Here is a 19,531-nt window from a genome sequence, read left to right as displayed (position 1 = left end):
GGTCGGCTGGTTGGCATTTCAAGCAGACTTGCGTCGTGCGGGATGGGCGCCGGGTAGGTTGGGTTGAGCTCCGCGAAGCCCAACGAACGGAATATCCGGCCATCGCAATATCTCGGCTCCGTCGGTGCCGGGCTTCGCCGCTACGCGGTTCAACCCGACCTTCCTATGCCAGCTGCGACGGCTGGAAGTGACAGGAAAAGCGGCTGCCCTGGCCGGGAATGCTGCTGATGTCCAGCCGGCCCTGGTGGCGCAGCAGCACGTGCTTGACGATGGCCAGCCCCAGCCCGGTGCCGCCGGTGCTGCTGGCGCGGCTCGAATCGACCCGGTAGAAGCGCTCCGTCAGGCGCGGCAGGTGCTTGGGCTCGATGCCGATACCGCTGTCCTCGACGCACAGGTGCGCGCCGGTCTCGTCGCGCCACCAGCGCACGTGGATGTCGCCGCCGTCCGGGGTGTACTTCACCGCATTGAACACCAGGTTGGAAAAGGCGCTGCGCAGCTCCGCCTCGCTGCCCTTGAGCTGCAGCGCCGGGTCGGCATCGAGGCTGATGCCGTGGCCGCGCGCGCCGGACAATGCGCGGGCATCGCTGACGATCGACTGCAGCAGCAGCGCCACCGCCACCGGCGCATTGTCGGCCGGGTGGCTGGTGGCCTCCAGCTTGGCCAGCAACAGCAGGTCGTTGAGCAGGTGCTGCATGCGCCCGGCCTGCTGGTTCATCTGCTGCAGCGCGCGCAGCCAGCGCGGATTGAGCTGGTCGGTATTTTCCAGCAGGGTCTCCAGGTAGCCGGCGATCACCGTCAGCGGGGTGCGCAGTTCATGGGAGACGTTGGCGACGAAATCCTTGCGCATCTGCTCGAGCTGATGCAGCCGGGTGATGTCGCGCACCAGCAGCAGGTGCTCGCTCTTGCCGTAGCGGGTGATGTTGAACTGCAGGCGAATGCGGTCGTTCACCGGCGAGACCAGTTCCAGCGGCTGGTCGTAGTTGCCGTGCTCGAAGTATTCCTTGAATGCCGGGTGGCGCACCAGGTTGGTGATCGGGTGGCCGCTGTCCTGCGGCTTCTTCAGCCCCAGCAGGCGGTTGGCGGCGATGTTCCACCATTCCAGGTTGCCGTCGCTGTCGAGGGTGATCACGGCGTCCTTGAGCGCGGCGGTGGAACCCTGCACGCGGTCGATCACCGCCTGCAACTGGCCGCGCAGGCGCAGGTCGCGGCGTTGCAGCTGGTAGAGGTTGTCGAACACGTCGCCCCAGATGCCGGCGGAGTCCGGCGGCGGCTCGTCGGGATCGGTGCGCCGCAGCCATTTCTGCAGGCGCAGCAACTGGCGCAGCGTCCAGGCGAGGTAGCCGGCCAGGCCGAGCACCAGCATCCAGGCGTACTCGCCGGTGATCAGGCCGAGCAGCAGGCAGCCGCCGAGCAGAAGCAGCAGGCGACGTACGAGGGCTGCTTGCCAATCCTGATTCAACGGAAACGCTCCTGGAGACGGCCGCGGGCGGCACGGTAGGCGGTGAGGCCGGCGGTGGAATCCACGCTCACGTCGGGCGCTCAGCTCTTGCTGGAGAAACGATAGCCGGTGCCGCGCACCGTCTGCACGAGGTTTTCGTAGGCTTCGCCGAGCGCCTTGCGCAGGCGACGGATGTGCACGTCGACGGTGCGCTCCTCGACGTAGACGTTGCCGCCCCAGACCTGGTCGAGCAGCTGGCCGCGGGTGTAGGCGCGTTCCTGGTGGGTCATGAAGAACTGCAGCAGGCGGTATTCGGTGGGGCCCATCTCGGCCGGCTTGCCGTCGATGGTGACGCGATGGCTGATCGGGTCGAGCAGCAGCCCGCCGATCTCGATCGGCGCCTCGCTGTCGGTGGGGGCGGCGCGGCGCAGCACGGCCTTGAGGCGCGCCACCAGTTCGCGCGGGGAGAACGGCTTGGTGATGTAGTCGTCGGCGCCGACCTCCAGGCCCTGGATCTTGTTGTCCTCTTCGCCCTTGGCGGTGAGCATGATGATCGGGGTGTCGGCGGTCAGCTCGTCGCGCTTGAGCCGGCGGGCCAGTTCGATGCCGGACGTGCCGGGCAGCATCCAGTCGAGCAGGATCAGATCGGGCTTGCGATCGACGATCAGGGCATGGGCCTGCTGGGTGTTTTCCGCCTCCAGGCAGTCGTAGCCGGCCATTTCCAGGGCGACGACGATCATCTCGCGGATTGGCGCCTCGTCGTCGACGATCAGTATGCTCTTGCCATTCATGGTCAAGCCTCGGTCGTTTCTTGTCGTCCGGCATTAGATAACGGAATTATTGCAGCCATGTGACAAGCTGGCGGCAGCGCCGCGCCCGGGGGCAGGCTGCGCGCGCGGCGCGCAGGCGCTGCCATTGCCTACGCTTTCGACGCGTAGTCGAGGACGATGCCCACAAGAATGGCCAGCCCCGCCCAGTGGTTGTGGAGGAAGGCCTTGAAGCAGGTCTGCGGTTTGCGCGAGGCGGTCTTCCAGAATTCCCAGGCGAAGCAGGCGGCGGCGCCCACCAGGCCGAGGTGGAACCACTGGCCCAGCTCGAAGCGCACGCCGGCGAGCAGCAGGCAGAACAGCGCCAGGCCCTGCAGCGTGAGGATGATCACCCGGTCGGCGTCGCCGAAGAGGATGGCGGTGGACTTGATGCCGATCTTCAGGTCGTCCTCGCGGTCGGCCATGGCGTAATAGGTGTCGTAGCCCACCGTCCACAGCACGTTGGCGATGAACAGCAGCCAGGCCTCCGGCGGCAGCGTGCCGCGCGTGGCGGTGAAGCACATGAGGATGCCCCAGGAATAGGCGGCCCCGAGCACCACCTGTGGGTAGTAGGTGTAGCGCTTCATGAACGGATACAGCGAGGCTACCGCCAGTGCGCCGAAGGACAGCCAGACGGTAATGGCGTTGGTCAGCAGCACCAGGCCGAAACTCAGCGCCACCAGCACGGCGAACGTCGCCCAGGCCTCGTGTGTGCGCACTCGCCCGGTGGCCAGCGGGCGCATGTTGGTGCGCTGCACGTGGCCGTCGAAGTTGCGATCGGCGAAGTCGTTGATCGCGCAGCCGGCGGCGCGCATCAGGATCACCCCGGCAGTGAAGATGAACAGGTGCTTGGCGCTGGGCATGCCCTCGGCGGCGATCCACAGCGCCGACAGCGTCGGCCACAGCAGCAGGTAGATGCCGATGGGGCGGTCCAGGCGCATCAGCTGGATGAAGTCCCAGGCGCGTGGATGCAGGCGATTGCACGATTGCAGCAGTTTCAGATACATCGGCGGTCTCCATGCGAAAGAGGGCGATTATATAAGGTGGACCCGCACCCCAAGCTCTTAAGGTGTGACGCCCGCGGCCTGCCACAGCGCGGGCAGGAACACCTCGGCGACCAGGATGCCGAGCCGGTCCTGGCTGAAGCACGAGCGCCGGGCCCAAAGCCCATCCTGGCGGTATTCGGACGGCAGCCAGGGCGCCGGATAGTGGCAGGCCTGCAGCGCGCCGCGGGCGAATGCCGGGTCGCTGAACAGCAGCTCGCCCAGCGAACGCTCGCCGAGGTGGCGCAGGTCCAGCCCGGAGCGCTCCAGAGCCTCGCGTGCGGCGACGCTGCGGGCGAACACCCAGGGCTGGTGGTGGCCGCACAGGTAGGTCTCGCGCACCCAGCCTTCGCTGCCGGGCGCCACGCCCAGCGCCGCGCACTCGTCGGCGCGCAGCGCTTGCCAGGCCTGTTGCAGCGGGACGACGCTGAACGCGCCATCGGCCAGTTCGGTGAGGCGGCGGGTCAGCGAGCCTTTGTCGACGTACAGCCAGTCATGCAGGGCGGGATCGAGCGGGCGGGGTAGGCGGTCGGCACTCAGCCAGTCTTTGAATTCGGACACGGGCGCAGTCGGGGCGTAGCGAAAAGAGCGGCGAGTCTAGCATGGAGGGTTAAAGCAGCCTGAAGCCTGAAGCTGGAAGACGAGCTTGACGAGGCTCTGGCACCAGCCCCGCACACTGGCTTCCAGCTGCTTTTTTACGCCCACCCCTCCAACCGCATGGTGGCGCGCACCAGGCGCTGCTCCTCCTGCTCGATTTCCTTGAGGTTGTCGCGAATGCTGTGGATGTGGTCGCGTGCCGCGCGCTGGGCCTGCTCCGGCAGGCGCTCGGTGACGGCGTGGAACAGGCGCGAGTGCTGGCGGTCGATCTGCCGCTTCTGCGCCGGCCGGTGATAGAGGTTGTTCACCGAGGCGAACACGGTCGAGAGCATCAGGTCGGTCAGCGACTGCAGCGTATGCACCAGCACCGGGTTGTGCGAGGCCTCGCAGATCGCCAGGTGGAAGGCGTGATCGAGCCGTGCGTGTTCCCGGGGGTCGCCGCCTTGCTCGTCGGCGTGGGCGGCGAGCATCTCCTCGTAGCGCCGACGCAGCAGGATGAAGTCGGCATCGGTGCCGCGCAGCGCCGCCAGCCGGGCGGACTCGCCCTCGAGCAGGGCGCGCACCTCCAGCAGGTCGTAGAGCGTGCGCGGTTGCGAGTTGAACAGATGCATCAGCGGGCTGGCGTCGTGGTTGCCCGACAGCTCGGCGACGAACGAGCCGCGACCCTGCGCGGTCTCGATGATGCCGCGCCCGCGCAGTACGCGCAGCCCCTCGCGTAGCGCCGAGCGGGAGATACCGAGCTTCTCGCACAGGCGCCGCTCCGAGGGCAGCGCCTGGCCGACCTTGAGCACGCCGTCGACGATCAATCGTTCGATGCGCTCGGCCACCACATCGGCAACTTGACGACGGTCATTGTGCTTTTCGCTCAACATGCAGTCTCTCTCCAGCTGGTAGGACCAGTTGCCGGGGAGTTTAGCCTGAATGGCTGGAGAGTTGTACGCCCGCGCCCTGGGGCGGTATTTCGGTAGTGTTCCGGCTGGCCGACTACAAAAAACTGGTAGGACCAGTTCAGGTTGCGGTAGACGGCCAAGCGCGCCGACGCTAATCATGCGGCAATGCACCGCAGCGGGTCGTGCTGCCGGTGAACCACAAGAGCACTGAACCTGCCATGAACATTCTCTACGACGAACGCGTCGATGGCGCGTTGCCCAAGGTCGACAAGGCCGCGCTGCTGGCCGAGCTGCAAGCACAGCTGCCTGACCTGGAGATCCTCCACCGTCGCGAGGACCTCAAGCCCTACGAGTGCGACGGCCTGTCCGCCTACCGCACCACGCCGATGCTGGTGGTACTGCCCGAGCGCGTCGAGCAGGTCGAGCACCTGCTCAAGCTCTGCCATCGACGCGGCGTACCGGTGGTCGCCCGTGGCGCCGGCACCGGCCTGTCCGGCGGCGCGCTACCGCTGGAGCAGGGCATCCTGCTGGTGATGGCGCGCTTCAACAAGATTCTCGAAGTCGACCCGGCCGGGCGCTTCGCCCGCGTCCAGCCCGGCGTGCGCAACCTGGCGATCTCCCAGGCCGCTGCGCCCTACGAGCTGTACTACGCGCCGGACCCGTCGTCGCAGATCGCCTGCTCCATCGGCGGCAACGTCGCCGAGAATGCCGGCGGCGTGCACTGCCTGAAGTACGGCCTGACCGTGCATAACCTGCTCAAGGTGGAAATCCTCACTGTCGAAGGCGAGCGCATGACGCTCGGCTCCGACGCGCTGGATTCGCCGGGCTTCGACCTGCTGGCGCTGTTCACCGGCTCCGAGGGCATGCTCGGCATCGTCACCGAGGTGACCGTCAAACTGCTGCCCAAGCCGCAGGTGGCCAAGGTGCTGCTGGCCGCCTTCGACTCGGTGGAGAAGGCCGGGCGCGCGGTGGGCGACATCATCGCCGCCGGCATCATCCCCGGTGGCCTGGAGATGATGGACAACCTGTCGATCCGCGCCGCCGAGGACTTCATCCACGCCGGCTACCCGGTGGATGCCGAGGCGATCCTGCTCTGCGAGCTGGATGGCGTCGAAGCCGACGTGCACGACGACTGCGCGCGCGTCAGCGAGGTGCTGAAGCTGGCCGGCGCCACCGAAGTGCGCCTGGCCAAGGACGAAGCCGAGCGCGTGCGCTTCTGGGCCGGGCGCAAGAACGCCTTCCCGGCGGTCGGGCGCATCTCGCCGGACTACTACTGCATGGACGGTACCATTCCGCGCCGCGAGCTGCCGGGCGTGCTCAAGGGCATCAGCGAACTCTCCGAGCGCTTCGGCCTGCGCGTGGCCAACGTGTTCCACGCCGGCGACGGCAACATGCACCCGCTGATCCTCTTCGATGCCAACCAGCCGGGCGAGCTGGAGCGCGCCGAGGAGTTGGGCGGCAAGATCCTCGAGCTGTGCGTCGAGGTCGGCGGCAGCATCACCGGCGAGCATGGCGTCGGCCGCGAGAAGATCAACCAGATGTGCTCGCAGTTCAATGCCGACGAGCTGACCCTGTTCCACGCGGTCAAGGCAGCCTTCGACCCCAGCGGCCTGCTCAACCCCGGCAAGAACATCCCGACGCTGCATCGCTGCGCCGAGTTCGGCCGCATGCATATCCACAACGGCGAGCTGCCTTTCCCCGAACTGGAGCGCTTCTGATGTCCGTATTCGCAAACGACGCCAGCGCGCAACTGCTGGACCAGGTCAACCAGGCGCTCGCCGCGAAGACCCCGCTGCGCATCCAGGGCGGCGGCAGCAAGGCCTTTCTCGGCCGCCCGGTCGAAGGCCAGCTGCTCGACGTGCGCGAGCACCGCGGCATCGTCAGCTACGACCCCACCGAACTGGTGATCACCGTGCGCGCCGGCACTCCGCTGGCGGAGCTGGAAGCGGTGCTGGATGAAGCCGGGCAGATGCTGCCCTGCGAGCCGCCGCACTTCGGGCCCGATGCCACCGTCGGCGGCATGATCGCCGCCGGCCTGTCCGGGCCGCGCCGTCCGTGGAGCGGTTCGGTACGCGATTTCGTGCTCGGCAGCCGGATCATCACCGGCCAGGGCAAGCACCTGCGTTTCGGCGGCGAGGTGATGAAGAACGTCGCCGGCTACGACCTGTCGCGGCTGATGGCCGGCAGTTTCGGCTGCCTCGGCGTGCTCACCGAGGTCTCGCTCAAGGTACTGCCCAAGCCGCGCCTGTGCAGCAGCCTGCGCCTGGAAATCGACCAGGAGCGCGCGCTGCTCGAGCTCGCCGAATGGGGCCAGCAGCCGATTCCGATCAGCGCCGCCAGCCATGACGGCCAGGCGCTCTACCTGCGCCTGGAAGGTGGCGAGGGCTCGGTCCGGGCCGCCTGCGGGCGTATCGGTTGCGCGGAGCTCGATTCCGATTACTGGAATGCGCTGCGCGAACAGCGCCTGGCGTTCTTCGCCGATGCGCGCCCGCTGTGGCGTCTGTCGCTGCCGAACAACACGCCGGTGCTGGGGCTGCCGGGCGAGCAGCTGCTGGACTGGGCCGGTGCCCAGCGCTGGCTGAAGAGCGATGCCGATGCCGAGACGATCCGCGCCATCGCCCACGAAGTCGGCGGCCATGCCACCTGCTTCAGCGCCGGCGCCACGGCCAGCCCGTTCCAGCCGCTGCCCGCGCCGCTGCTGCGCTACCACCAGCAGCTCAAGGCGGCGCTCGATCCGCAGGGCATCTTCAATCCCGGCCGCATGTATTCCGAGGTCTGACGACGTTATGCAAACCAATCTGAGCGAAGCGGCGAAGCAGCTGCCGCGCGCCGAGGAAGCCGAGAGCATCCTGCGCTCCTGCGTGCACTGCGGCTTCTGCAATGCCACCTGCCCGACCTACCAGTTGATCGGCGACGAGCTGGACGGCCCGCGCGGGCGCATCTACCTGATGAAGCAGATGTTCGAGGGCGGCGAGGTGACCGCGAGTACCCAGCTGCACCTGGACCGCTGCCTGACCTGCCGCAACTGCGAAACCACCTGCCCGTCGGGGGTGAAGTACCACAACCTGCTGGACATCGGCCGCGACTTCATCGAACGCCAGGTGCCGCGCCCGCTGGGCGAGCGCGTGGTGCGCGGCGGCCTGCGCACGGTGATTCCGCGCCCGGGGCTGTTCAAGGCGCTGCTGGGTGCCGGCAATGCGCTCAAGCCATTGATGCCGGCCGCACTCCAGGGGCACCTGCCGCGCGAAATCCGCCCGGCCAAGCCGCGCCCACAGGTCATGCACGGCCGCCGTGTGCTGATGCTCGAAGGCTGCGTGCAGCCGAGCCTGTCGCCGAACACCAACGCCGCCGCGGCGCGCGTGCTCGACCGCCTGGGCATCAGCGTCAGCCCGGCGCGCGAAGCCGGCTGCTGTGGTGCGGTGGACTACCACCTCAACGCCCAGGAGGCCGGTCTGGAGCGCGCCCGGCGCAACATCGACGCCTGGTGGCCGGCGATCGAGGCCGGTGCCGAAGCCATCGTGCAGACCGCCAGCGGCTGTGGCGCCTTCGTCAAGGAATACGGCCACCTGCTCAAGGACGACCCGACCTACGCGGCCAAGGCTGCGTGCGTCAGCGAACTGGCCAAGGACCTGGTCGAGGTGCTGCGCGGCACCGAGCTGGAAAAGCTCAACGTATGCCCCGACAAGCGCATGGCCTTCCATTGCCCGTGCACCCTGCAGCACGCACAGAAGCTCGGCGGCGCGGTCGAAGACGTGCTCACCCGCCTGGGCTTCCAGCTCACCGCGGTGCCCGATGCGCACCTGTGCTGTGGCTCGGCGGGCAGCTACTCGATCACCCAGCCGGAGATTTCCATGCGCTTGCGCGACAACAAGCTCGAGGCCCTGGAGAGCGGCAAGCCGGAGGTGATCGTCACCGCCAACATCGGCTGCCAGACCCACCTGGACGGTGCCGGGCGTACACCGGTCAAGCACTGGATCGAAGTGGTCGAGGAATCGATGGGGTAACGGTGGAAAAGGCTGCGCCGTTTTCCACCCTACGACGAGCGAGCTGACCGTAGGGTGGAAATCTCGCCAAGCGAATTTCCACCGCCCGCCGCCCGCCAACGAACAACCGAAATACGAAGACAGGAGAATCGAGATGAAAAGCAAAGCCGTACTGAGCCAGACCGAAGTCGCCACCATCCTCGCCGCCGCCCGCGCCGAAGCGCAGAGCAACGGCTGGGCCGTGACCATCGTCGTCGCCGACGACGGCGGCCACCCGCTGGTACTCGAGCGCCTGGACGGCTGCGCGCCGATCGCCGCCTACATCGCCACCGAGAAGGCGCGCAGCGCCGCGCTGGGCCGCCGCGAGACCAAGGGCTACGAGGACATGGTCAACGGCGGCCGCAGCGCCTTCCTCTCGGCGCCGGTGGTGTGCTCGCTGGAAGGCGGCGTGCCGCTGATCGTCGACGGCCAGGTGATCGGCTCGGTGGGCGTCTCCGGCGTCACCGCCGCCCAGGATGCACAGATCGCCAAAGCCGGCGCCGCCGCCCTGGCCAACTGATTCAGGCAAGAAGGAGAACAATAGATGACCGAGCGTGTAACCCTGGGCCGCCTGCAAGTGGCGGCCAACCTGCAGCGTTTCATCGAGGACGAAGTCCTGCCGGGCACCGGCGTCGAAGCCGCGACCTTCTGGCAGGGCCTGGACGCCCTGGTCCACGATCTGGCGCCGAAGAACCGCGAACTGCTCGCCGAGCGTGATCGCCTGCAGGCCGAGCTGGACGCCTGGCACAAGGCCAATCCGGGGCCGATCGAGGATATGCCGGCCTACCGCGCCTTCCTCGAATCCATCGGCTACCTGCAGCCGGTGCCGGGCGAGGTGAAGATCGAGACCGCCAACGTCGACAGCGAGATCGCCACCCAGGCCGGCCCGCAGCTGGTGGTGCCGATCATGAATGCGCGCTATGCGCTGAACGCCGCCAACGCCCGCTGGGGCTCGCTGTACGACGCGCTGTACGGCACCGACGCGATCTCCGAAGAGGGCGGTGCGCAGAAGGGCCCGGGCTACAACGAAGTGCGTGGCGCCAAGGTCATCGCCTTCGCCCGCAATTTCCTCGATCAGGCCGCGCCGCTGGCCGAAGGCAGCCATGCCGATGCGGTCAACTACCGCGTGCAGGACGGCCAGCTGAAGGTCACCCTGGAGAACGGCAGCGTCACCGCGCTGGCGCAGCCGGAGAAGTTCGCCGGCTTCCAGGGCGACGTGCTCGAACCCCGGGCAGTGCTGTTGAAGAACAACGGCCTGCACATCGAGATCCAGATCGACCCGAACAGCCCGATCGGCCAGACCGATGCCGCCGGCATCAAGGACCTGCTGATCGAGGCCGCGGTCTCCACCATCCTCGACTGCGAAGACTCGGTCGCCGCGGTGGACGCCGATGACAAGGTGCTGGCCTACCGCAACTGGCTGGGCATCGTCCAGGGCACCCTCAGCGAGGAAGTCGCCAAGGGCAGCTCGAGCTTCGTCCGTCGTCTGAATCCGGACCGAGAGTACAGCGCGCCCAATGGCGGCGAGCTGAAACTGCACGGCCGCTCGCTGCTGTTCATCCGCAACGTCGGCCACCTGATGACCAACCCGGCGATCCTCGACGAGGCGGGGCGCGAGATTCCCGAAGGCATCATGGACGGCGTGTTCACCAGCCTGATCGCCAAGCATGATCTCAAGCGCAAGGGCAACTCGCGCACCGGCAGCTTCTACATCGTCAAGCCGAAGATGCACGGGCCCAAGGAAGTCGCCTTCGCCGACGAACTGTTCGGCCGCGTCGAGGACCTGATCGGCGTGCCGCGCTACACCCTGAAGATGGGCATCATGGACGAGGAGCGCCGCACCAGCGCCAACCTCAAGGCCTGCATCGGCGCGGCCAAGCACCGCGTGGCCTTCATCAACACCGGCTTCCTCGACCGCACCGGCGACGAGATGCACACCTGCATGGAAGCCGGCCCGGTGCTGCGCAAGGGCGACATGAAGTCCACTCCGTGGATCCAGTCCTACGAGCGCAACAACGTGCTGGTCGGCCTGGCCTGCGGCCTGCGCGGCAAGGCGCAGATCGGCAAGGGCATGTGGGCCATGCCGGACCTGATGGCGGCCATGCTCGAGCAGAAGATCGGCCACCCGAAATCCGGCGCCAACACCGCCTGGGTACCGTCGCCGACCGGCGCCACCCTGCATGCGCTGCACTACCACCAGGTAGACGTGCAGGCCGTGCAGAGCGAGCTGGAGAAAGTCGACCTGGCCGCCGAGCGCGAGCAGCTGCTCAACGACCTGCTGACCATCCCGGTGGTCGCCGAAGACACGTGGAGCGCCGAAGAGAAGCAGCAGGAACTGGACAACAACTGCCAGGGCATCCTCGGCTACGTGGTGCGCTGGGTCGAGCAGGGCGTCGGTTGCTCCAAGGTGCCGGACATCCACAACGTCGGCCTGATGGAGGACCGCGCCACCCTGCGTATCTCCAGCCAGCACGTGGCCAACTGGCTGCACCATGGCGTGGTGACCCGCGAGCAGGTGCAGGAAACCCTCGAGCGCATGGCCAAGGTGGTGGACCAGCAAAATGCGGGCGATCCGCTCTACCGCGCCATGTCCAGCGACTACACTCAGTCAATCGCGTTCCAGGCGGCGTCGGATCTGGTGTTCAAGGGCCGCGAGCAGCCGTCGGGTTACACCGAGCCTTTGCTGCATGCCTGGCGCCAGCGTTTCAAGCAGGCCAACTGAGCAACGGGAGCAATGGTCACGGCGGCTGAAGGCGATGCGCTTCTGCCGGCGTGATGGTTACAGGCCTCAGGTACCGCAAGGTGCCTGGGGCTTTCGAGCATGGGCTGCAGGTCGCCGCGCGCGGGGGCCGGCAGTCGGGGTTCCGCCCTTGTGGCGGGGTCCATGCTAGGCGCCGGGCACGCCCGGACATAACTAAAAGTGGTTCACAACAAAAAAACAGGGACCCAACAAATGAGTCAAACACTACTGTCCATCCTGGCCTTCGTGCCGCTGGTGCTGGCGGGTGTGCTGCTGATCGGCTTTCGCTGGCCGGCCAAGTATGCGATGCCGCTGGTTTTCGTCCTTACTGCACTGATCGGCCTGCTGGCCTGGGACATGACGCTCAACCGGGTCATCGCCTCGACCTTGCAGGGCCTGATTCTCACCGCGGCGATCCTCTGGATCATCTTCGGTGCGATCCTGTTGCTCAATACGCTGAAGCACTCCGGGGGGATCAGTGCGATTCGGCGTGGCTTCTCCAACATCAGCCCCGACCGTCGCGTGCAGGTGCTGATCGTCGCCTGGCTGTTCGGCTGCTTCATCGAGGGGGCTTCGGGCTTCGGTACGCCGGCCGCGGTGGCCGCGCCGCTGATGGTGGCGCTGGGCTTCCCGGCACTGGCCGCGGTGGTGATGGGGATGATGGTACAGTCCACGCCGGTTTCCTTCGGTGCGGTCGGTACGCCGATCCTGGTCGGCGTCGGCGCAGGCCTGGACCAGACTGGCATCGGCGCGCAGATGGCCGCGCTGGGCAGTAACTGGGATACCTTCTTCCACCTGATCTTCTCGCGCGTCGCGATCATCCACGCGCTGTGCGGGATTCTCATGCCGCTGATCATGATCAGCATCATGACCCGCTACTTCGGCCGCAACAAATCCTGGACCGAAGGCCTGGCCGTGGCGCCGTTCGCGGTGTTCACCGGGCTGTGCTTCGTCATCCCGTACGCCGCCGCCGGCGTGTTCCTCGGCCCGGAGTTCCCCTCGATGATCGGCGCGCTGGTGGGCCTGGCCATCGTGGTGCCGGCAGCCAAGGCCGGCTTCCTGCTGCCCAAGGACAGCTGGGACTTCGCCCCGGCCAGCGAATGGCCGGCGGAGTGGATGGGCCGGATCGAGATGAAGATCGAGGACGTGGCCGGCAAGACGCCGGTCTCCGTGCCGATGGCCTGGGCTCCCTACCTGCTGCTGGCCGCGCTGCTGGTCGCCTCGCGGGTATTCCCGCAGTTCAAGGCGTTGCTGATGTCGTTCACCTTCGGCTGGAAGGACATCCTCGGTGAAACCGGCGTCTCCGGGACCCTGGAGCCGCTGTACCTGCCGGGTGGCATCCTCTGCATGGTGGTGATCCTGACCTTCTTCCTGCACCGCATGAGTGCGCGGGAGCTGGGCGCGGCGGTCAGCGAATCGAGCCGGACCCTGCTCGGCGCCGGCTTCGTGCTGATCTTCACCATCCCGATGGTGCGCATCCTGATCAACTCCGGCGTCAACGGTTCGGACTTGGTGTCCATGCCGGTGGCCATGGCGCAACTGGTGGCCAACAGCGTGGGCGACGTGTATCCGTTCTTCGCCCCGGCGGTCGGTGCGCTGGGCGCGTTCATCGCCGGTTCCAACACCGTGTCCAATCTGATGCTCTCGCAGTTCCAGTTCAACACCGCCGGCCTACTGGGCCTCTCCGGTGCGCTGATGGTGGCGCTGCAGTCGGTCGGCGCGGCGGCGGGCAACATGATCGCCATCCACAACGTGGTGGCCGCTTCGGCGACCGTGGGGCTGCTCGGACGCGAAGGCATCACCCTGCGCAAGACCATGCTGCCGACCCTGTACTACCTCATCCTGGCCGGTAGCATCGGCCTGATCGGGTTCTACGTGATGGGTATCAGCGATCCGCTGGTGGGCGCTGCCGGCTGAGTCCGGTGCCCTGCTGACGGGCGGCTTCGGCCGCCCGTTTTCATTTGTAGACATGGTGCGACGTGGCGTTCTGGTATAGCGTGCGTCGCAATCGACGAGCATCGAGGTCTTGCATGAAGAAATGGCAATGTGTGGTGTGCGGCTACATCTATGACGAGGCCCTGGGCCTGCCGGAAGAGGGCATCGCCCCCGGCACGCGCTGGGAAGACGTACCGGAAGACTGGGTCTGCCCGGACTGCGGCGTCGGCAAGGTGGACTTCGAGATGATCGCCATCTCCTGATTGCGTGCTTCAACAGAACCAACGAGGGCAAATGACGTGACGGCACCCGTAGTGATCATCGGCACCGGCCTGGCCGGTTACAACCTGGCGCGCGAATGGCGCAAGCTCGATAGCGACACGCCGCTGCTGCTGATTACCGCGGACGACGGGCGTTCCTATTCCAAGCCGCTGCTGTCCACCGGCTTCGCCGCCAGCAAGGATGCCGAGAGCCTGGGCATGGCCAGCGCCGGCGCCATGGCCGAGCAGCTGAACGCCGAGATCCGCACGCATACCCGGGTGACCCGGCTCGACCCGGCGAACCGGCGCGTCTGGATCGGCAACGAGCCGGTGGCCTACCGCGACCTGGTGCTGGCCTGGGGCGCGCAGACGCGCAAGGTGGAGGTCGCTGGCGACGCCGATGAAGCGATCTTTCCGATCAACGATCTGCTCGACTACGGCCGCTTCCGCGCCGCCGCCGCCGGCAAGCGCCGGGTGCTGATCCTCGGCGCCGGGCTGATCGGCTGCGAGTTCGCCAACGACCTGCTGCACGGCGGCTATGAGGTCGAGCTGGTCGCGCCGAGCCAGCAGATCATGCCTGGCCTGCTGCCGCAGGAAGCCGCCCGCGCGGTACAGAACGGCCTGGAAGGGCTGGGCGCGCGTTTTCACCTCGGGCCGGTGCTGGAGCGGCTCGAGCATGGCGCCGACGGCCTGGCCGCGCAGCTGTCGGACGGCACGCGGCTGTCCTGCGATCTGGTGGTCAGCGCGGTGGGGCTGCACCCGCGCACCGAGCTGGCGGCCGCGGCGGGGCTGCACGTGGCGCGCGGCATCGTCGTCGATCGCCTGCTGCAGACCTCGCAGCCCCACGTCTACGCACTGGGTGATTGCGCCGAGGTCGAGGGCCTCAACCTGCTCTACGTGATGCCGTTGATGGCTGGCGCGCGGGCGCTGGCGAAAACCCTGTTTGGCAATCCGACCTTCGTCAGTTACGGCCCGATGCCGGTCACGGTGAAGACCCCGGCATGCCCGCTGGTGGTCTCGCCGCCGGCATTGGGAGCCGTCGGCAGCTGGACGGTGGAAGCCTCCGGAAACGACGTCAAAGCGCTCTATCTCGGGCCTGACGGCCAGCTGCTCGGCTATGCGCTGACCGGTGCGGCGGTGCAGCAGCGGCTGGCGTTGAACAAGCAGCTGCCGCCGGTGCTGGCGGAACTACCGCAAATTCTGTCGCTAAAGTCCCCGGGTTGAGGCCGACATGTACCTTGAGGGACTGGCGCAGGTGCTAGCGCCGTGCCATTCTCCAAGGGTCTGCCCCAGCCTAGAGCTGTTGCAGCGCCTTTAGCGCTGTTCTCGCGAACAGTACGGACACAACAACAAAAACGTCTCAGAGGCTCCCAATGCGTAAACCGGAACTCGCCGCCGCCATCGCCGAGAAGGCCGATCTGTCCAAGGACCAGGCCAATCGCGTACTCAACGCCGTGCTGGATGAAATCACCAACGCGCTGAACCGCAAGGACAGCGTCACCCTGGTCGGTTTCGGCACCTTCATACAGCGCCATCGTGGCGCCCGTACCGGAAAGAACCCGCAGACCGGGCAGCCGGTCACCATCAAGGCCAGCAACACCGTCGCCTTCAAGCCCGGCAAGATGCTCAAAGACGCGGTCAACTGACCTGCGCCACCCGGAGCCGTTGGGCTCCGGGTCAACCTGACCGCCGGGTCCGTCCCGGACCGCCCCGTACCCATGCTTCCCTCCGCCGACCAGGCCACTACAATGCGGCCTCTCCCTCGTACCGGTCGGACACTCCCATGAAATTCCGCTTCCTGCTTTGGATGCTGGGCCGCCTGATGGCCAAGGCCAGCCGCACCAATCCCGAGTTCCAGCAGCAGCTGGGCGACAAGGACCTGAGCTTCCAGTTGCATACGCTGGACGGCAAGATCGCCCGGCATTTCGTGGTCAAGGACCAGCGCATCACCAGCAAGCGCGGCCCGGCGAGCGAACCGGCCTTCTCCCTGGGGTTCAAGGATGCCGCCTATGGCTTCGCCACCCTGACGGCGAAGAACAAGCAGCTGGCGTTCATGCAGGGAATTCAGAACAAGGACATCCAGATTCAGGGAAACCCGGCGCTGGTGATGTGGTTTCAGGGGCTGAGCAAATACCTGAAGCCCCGCAAGAAGGCCTGAGAAGCGGCTTCAAGCTTGTGGCTGCTCTTCCCGCCACAGCCTCGCCTCATCCTTCAACCAATCGCGAAACGCCACCAGCCCTGCCGACTCCACCTTGCGCTCGGGAATCATCAGGTAGTACGCCCGCGTCTCGCTGCGATAGGCGTGCGGATGCGCCAGCACCAGCCGCCCCTCGGCCAGTTCCCGCTGGATCAGGAACGGCGGGATCAGCGCCACACCCATGCCATGCTCGGCCGCCTGCGCCAGCATGGAGAACAGCTCCAGCCGCGGACCGGTCATGTCGCGGGCGACCTTCATTCCCTGCGCGTCGAACCACTGGCGCCAGGCGTAGGGGCGGGTGGTCTGCTGCAGCAACGGCAATTCGGCCAGGGTCTGGGTCGTGAACAGCTGTCCCTCGCGCAGCAGGGCGGGGCTGCAGACTGGCTGCAGGTCCTCGGGCATCAGGTAGTGCGCCTCGGTACCGGACCAGTCGGCATCGCCGAAGTAGATGGCAGCATCGAACTCGGTGTCGGCGAAGAGGAAGGGCCGGGTGCGGTTGGTCAGGTTCACCGTGATCTCCGGATGCAGCGCCTGGAAGTGCCTGAGGCGCGGCACCAGCCACTGGGTACCGAAGGTCGGCACCACGGCCAGCTCCAGGCTCATGGCGCCCTGCTGGCCCATCACCGACAGCGTGTCGCGCTCCACCGCGTCCAGCTGCGCGGCGATGCGGCGGGCGTAGGACTGGCCGGCGGCAGTGAGCTTCACGCCGCGCCGCGAACGGCGGAACAGCGCCAGGCCGAGGAATTCCTCCAGCCCGCCGATCTGCCGGCAGATGGCGCTCTGGGTCAGCGCCAGCTCATCGGCCGCTCGGGTAAAGCTCTCGTGGCGGGCGGCGGCCTCGAAGGCGACCAGCGCGGCGGTGCTGGGAATCTTGCGGCGCATTATGCGAAGACCTCACGGAATTTTCCGATTATTGGCCGCAGAGCTTAGCTCGGAGTGAGCAACGCGCACAGGTCGGTGCGAAATCCTCGTTTGCGACGCGCCGTTGCGGCGCCTAGGATCAGCTCATCCCGCCCGCGTGCCCGCGGTGCCGAAGACAACAAGAGGAGGCCCCGAATGGCCGGCAAAGAAAGTTTCAACTGGATCGACCCGCTGCTGCTCGACCAGCAACTGACCGAAGAAGAGCGCATGGTGCGTGACAGCGCCGCGCAGTTCGCTGCCGACAAGCTGGCGCCACGGGTGCTGGAAGCTTTCCGTCATGAGCGCACCGATCCGGCGATCTTCCGCGAGATGGGCGAGACCGGCCTGCTCGGCGCGACCATCCCCGAAGCCTACGGCGGCAGCGGGCTGAACTACGTGTGCTACGGCCTGATCGCCCGCGAGGTCGAGCGCATCGATTCGGGCTACCGCTCGATGATGAGCGTGCAGTCCTCGCTGGTGATGGTGCCGATCTTCGAGTTCGGCAACGAGGCGACCAGGCAGAAGTACCTGCCCAAGCTGGCCAGCGGCGAATACATCGGCTGCTTCGGCCTCACCGAACCGAACCACGGCTCCGACCCCGGCTCGATGATCACCCGCGCCAAGAAGGTCGACGGCGGCTATCGCCTGTCCGGCAGCAAGATGTGGATCACCAACAGCCCGATCGCCGATGTCTTCGTGGTCTGGGCCAAGGATGACGCCGGCGAGATTCGCGGCTTCGTGCTGGAGAAGGGCTGGGAAGGACTGTCCGCCCCGACGATCCACGGCAAGGTCGGCCTGCGCGCCTCGATCACCGGCGAGATCGTCATGGACAACGTGTTCTGCCCGGAAGAGAACGCCTTCCCCGATGTGCGCGGGCTGAAGGGGCCGTTCACCTGCCTGAACAGTGCCCGCTACGGCATCGCCTGGGGCGCGCTGGGCGCCGCCGAGTTCTGCTGGCACACCGCACGCCAGTACACCCTGGACCGTCAGCAGTTCGGCCGGCCGCTGGCCGCCAACCAGCTGATCCAGAAAAAGCTGGCCGACATGCAGACCGAGATCACCCTGGCCCTGCAAGGCTGCCTGCGCCTGGGTCGCATGAAGGACGAAGGCACTGCTGCGGTTGAAATCACCTCGATCATGAAGCGCAACAGCTGTGGCAAATCCCTGGAGATTGCCCGCCTGGCCCGAGACATGCTCGGCGGCAATGGCATCAGCGACGAGTTCGGCGTGGCCCGGCACCTGGTCAACCTGGAGGTGGTGAACACCTACGAGGGCACCCACGATGTGCATGCGCTGATCCTCGGCCGCGCGCAGACTGGCATCCAGGCGTTCTTCTGAGGCGCCGTAGGGTGGAAAACCGCGACAGCGTTTTCCACCTTTGCTGCCCCGCCGTTACGGTCTCGTACCAATCGGTGGAAAAGACCTGCGGTCGTTTTCCACCCTACGCATGAAGGAAATCGCGATGCCCGGCGCCTTGTCGCATATCCGTGTTCTCGACCTGTCGCGCGTGCTCGCCGGGCCCTGGTGCGGGCAGATCCTCGGTGATCTCGGCGCCGAGGTTATCAAGGTCGAGCGCCCTGGCACGGGCGACGATACCCGCCACTGGGGCCCGCCCTATCTCAAGGACCCGCACGGCGAGAACACTTCGGAGGCGGCCTATTACCTGACCGCCAACCGCAACAAGCAGTCGCTGACCGTCGACTTCACCCGGCCCGAGGGCCAGCGCATCATCCGCGAGCTGGTGGCGCAATGCGATGTGCTGCTGGAGAACTTCAAGGTCGGCGGGCTGGCCGCCTACGGGCTGGATTACGAAAGTCTGAAGGCGATCAATCCGCGGCTGATCTTCTGCTCGATTACCGGTTTCGGCCAGGACGGGCCTTACGCCACACGCGCCGGCTACGACTTCATGATCCAGGGCCTCGGCGGGCTGATGAGCCTGACCGGCCGCAGCGATGCGGAGGAGGGCGCCGGGCCGGTGAAGGTCGGCGTGGCGCTGACCGATATCCTCACCGGCCTGTACGCCACCGTTGGCGTGCTCGCTGCGCTGGCACATCGCGAACGCAGCGGCGAGGGCCAGCATATCGACACGGCGCTGCTCGACGTGCAGGTCGCCTGCCTCGGCAACCAGGCGCTGAATTACCTCACCACCGGCGTGGCGCCCAGGCGCATGGGCAATGCCCATCCGAACATCGTGCCCTATCAGGATTTTCCTACTGCCGATGGCGACATCATCCTCACCGTCGGCAACGACGGTCAGTTCCGCAAGTTCTGCGAGGTGGCCGGGCGTCCCGAGTGGGCGGCCGATGATCGCTTCGCCACCAATCGCGCGCGCGTTGCCCATCGCGCCGAGCTGATTCCGCTGATCCGCCAGGTCACGGTGTTCCGCACCACGGCCGAATGGGTCAGTGCGCTGGAGCAGGCCGGCGTGCCCTGCGGGCCGATCAATGACCTGGCCCAGGTATTCGCCGACCCGCAGGTGCAGCATCGCGGGCTGAACGTCGAGATGCCGCACCCGCTGGCCGGCCGCGTGCCGCAGGTGGCCAGCCCGCTGCGGCTGTCCGCTTCGCCAGTGGCGTACCGCAACCCGCCACCACTGCTCGGCGAGCACAGCGAGGCGCTGTTGCAGCGCCTGCTGGGCATGAACGACGAGCAGATCGCCGGCCTGCGCGTGGCCGGAGTGATCTAGCCTGGAGGCTATCTAGC

At 66.9% G+C, this 19,531-nt stretch carries 18 protein-coding genes; 12 read left to right on the top strand and 6 right to left on the bottom strand.

All coding sequences use genetic code 11. The features are described from left to right. Window positions 1-163 precede the first annotated feature (163 nt). The 5 genes from phoR to glcC all read right to left on the bottom strand — a co-directional run bounded on the left by phoR (window position 164) and on the right by glcC (window position 4,756). Window positions 164-1,459 (bottom strand): phosphate regulon sensor histidine kinase PhoR, encoded by a 1,296-nt coding sequence (gene phoR / locus CXK94_RS00980; RefSeq protein WP_102892931.1) that lies wholly within the window; start codon window positions 1,457-1,459, stop codon window positions 164-166. Between the two features lie 80 nt (window positions 1,460-1,539). Next, window positions 1,540-2,229 carry a phosphate regulon transcriptional regulator PhoB gene (gene phoB / locus CXK94_RS00975; protein ID WP_102892930.1) on the bottom strand — a complete coding sequence of 230 codons (690 nt, stop codon included), beginning with the start codon at window positions 2,227-2,229 and terminating at the stop codon, window positions 1,540-1,542. Between the two features lie 128 nt (window positions 2,230-2,357). Beyond that, on the bottom strand, window positions 2,358-3,251 hold the full coding sequence (gene ubiA / locus CXK94_RS00970; RefSeq protein WP_102892929.1) for a 4-hydroxybenzoate octaprenyltransferase: 894 nt from the start codon (window positions 3,249-3,251) through the stop codon (window positions 2,358-2,360). Between the two features lie 57 nt (window positions 3,252-3,308). Beyond that, complete coding sequence (locus CXK94_RS00965; protein ID WP_102892928.1) at window positions 3,309-3,848, bottom strand: chorismate--pyruvate lyase family protein; 540 nt, start codon at window positions 3,846-3,848, stop codon at window positions 3,309-3,311. Between the two features lie 134 nt (window positions 3,849-3,982). Next, on the bottom strand, window positions 3,983-4,756 hold the full coding sequence (gene glcC / locus CXK94_RS00960; RefSeq protein ID WP_037043053.1) for a transcriptional regulator GlcC: 774 nt from the start codon (window positions 4,754-4,756) through the stop codon (window positions 3,983-3,985). Window positions 4,757-4,992: 236 nt separating this feature from the next. Between glcC and glcD the strand changes: the two genes are divergently transcribed. The 10 genes from glcD (at window position 4,993) to CXK94_RS00910 (ending at window position 15,889) form a co-directional block, all read left to right on the top strand. Then, a complete protein-coding gene (glcD, locus tag CXK94_RS00955) occupies window positions 4,993-6,492 on the top strand; it encodes a glycolate oxidase subunit GlcD (RefSeq protein ID WP_037043055.1) in 1,500 nt (499 codons plus the stop codon). Beyond that, window positions 6,492-7,553 carry a glycolate oxidase subunit GlcE gene (gene glcE, locus CXK94_RS00950; protein ID WP_037043057.1) on the top strand — a complete coding sequence of 354 codons (1,062 nt, stop codon included), beginning with the start codon at window positions 6,492-6,494 and terminating at the stop codon, window positions 7,551-7,553. The genes glcD and glcE overlap by 1 nt, the downstream gene beginning before the upstream one ends. 7 nt (window positions 7,554-7,560) lie before the next feature. Next, window positions 7,561-8,778 carry a glycolate oxidase subunit GlcF gene (glcF, locus tag CXK94_RS00945; RefSeq protein WP_102892927.1) on the top strand — a complete coding sequence of 406 codons (1,218 nt, stop codon included), beginning with the start codon at window positions 7,561-7,563 and terminating at the stop codon, window positions 8,776-8,778. 133 nt (window positions 8,779-8,911) lie between these two features. Continuing rightward, window positions 8,912-9,316, top strand: a complete 405-nt coding sequence (locus tag CXK94_RS00940; protein ID WP_037043061.1) for a heme-binding protein — start codon at window positions 8,912-8,914, stop codon at window positions 9,314-9,316. Window positions 9,317-9,340: 24 nt separating this feature from the next. Continuing rightward, complete coding sequence (locus CXK94_RS00935; RefSeq protein WP_102892926.1) at window positions 9,341-11,518, top strand: malate synthase G; 2,178 nt, start codon at window positions 9,341-9,343, stop codon at window positions 11,516-11,518. 231 nt (window positions 11,519-11,749) lie between these two features. Then, the gene (locus tag CXK94_RS00930; protein WP_102892925.1) at window positions 11,750-13,453 is read left to right on the top strand and encodes an L-lactate permease; all 1,704 of its coding nucleotides are present in this window, start codon (window positions 11,750-11,752) and stop codon (window positions 13,451-13,453) included. 113 nt (window positions 13,454-13,566) lie between these two features. Continuing rightward, window positions 13,567-13,734, top strand: coding sequence for a rubredoxin (locus CXK94_RS00925; protein ID WP_037043062.1), 168 nt, complete (start codon window positions 13,567-13,569; stop codon window positions 13,732-13,734). A 36-nt stretch (window positions 13,735-13,770) separates the two neighbouring features. Continuing rightward, on the top strand, window positions 13,771-14,955 hold the full coding sequence (locus CXK94_RS00920; protein ID WP_102892924.1) for an NAD(P)/FAD-dependent oxidoreductase: 1,185 nt from the start codon (window positions 13,771-13,773) through the stop codon (window positions 14,953-14,955). A gap of 149 nt (window positions 14,956-15,104) precedes the next feature. After that, window positions 15,105-15,377 (top strand): HU family DNA-binding protein, encoded by a 273-nt coding sequence (locus CXK94_RS00915; RefSeq protein ID WP_037043064.1) that lies wholly within the window; start codon window positions 15,105-15,107, stop codon window positions 15,375-15,377. A gap of 137 nt (window positions 15,378-15,514) precedes the next feature. Then, complete coding sequence (locus CXK94_RS00910; protein ID WP_102892923.1) at window positions 15,515-15,889, top strand: SCP2 sterol-binding domain-containing protein; 375 nt, start codon at window positions 15,515-15,517, stop codon at window positions 15,887-15,889. 9 nt (window positions 15,890-15,898) lie between these two features. On the opposite strand, the gene CXK94_RS00905 is transcribed toward CXK94_RS00910, so the two are convergent. After that, on the bottom strand, window positions 15,899-16,810 hold the full coding sequence (locus CXK94_RS00905; RefSeq protein WP_102892922.1) for a LysR family transcriptional regulator: 912 nt from the start codon (window positions 16,808-16,810) through the stop codon (window positions 15,899-15,901). A gap of 174 nt (window positions 16,811-16,984) precedes the next feature. Here CXK94_RS00905 and CXK94_RS00900 point away from each other — a divergent pair, with 174 nt between their 5' ends. After that, window positions 16,985-18,166: an acyl-CoA dehydrogenase gene (locus CXK94_RS00900; protein ID WP_102892921.1), complete on the top strand. Its 1,182-nt coding sequence runs from the start codon at window positions 16,985-16,987 to the stop codon at window positions 18,164-18,166. A gap of 124 nt (window positions 18,167-18,290) precedes the next feature. Then, window positions 18,291-19,514, top strand: coding sequence for a CaiB/BaiF CoA transferase family protein (locus tag CXK94_RS00895; protein ID WP_102892920.1), 1,224 nt, complete (start codon window positions 18,291-18,293; stop codon window positions 19,512-19,514). The last annotated feature ends 17 nt before the right edge of the window (window positions 19,515-19,531 follow it).

The sequence above is a fragment of the Stutzerimonas stutzeri genome (assembly GCF_002890915.1).
Taxonomy (GTDB): domain Bacteria; phylum Pseudomonadota; class Gammaproteobacteria; order Pseudomonadales; family Pseudomonadaceae; genus Stutzerimonas; species Stutzerimonas stutzeri_AF.
The sequence above is the reverse complement of the archived record's forward strand: the minus strand, read 5'-3'. Positions and strand labels throughout refer to the sequence as shown.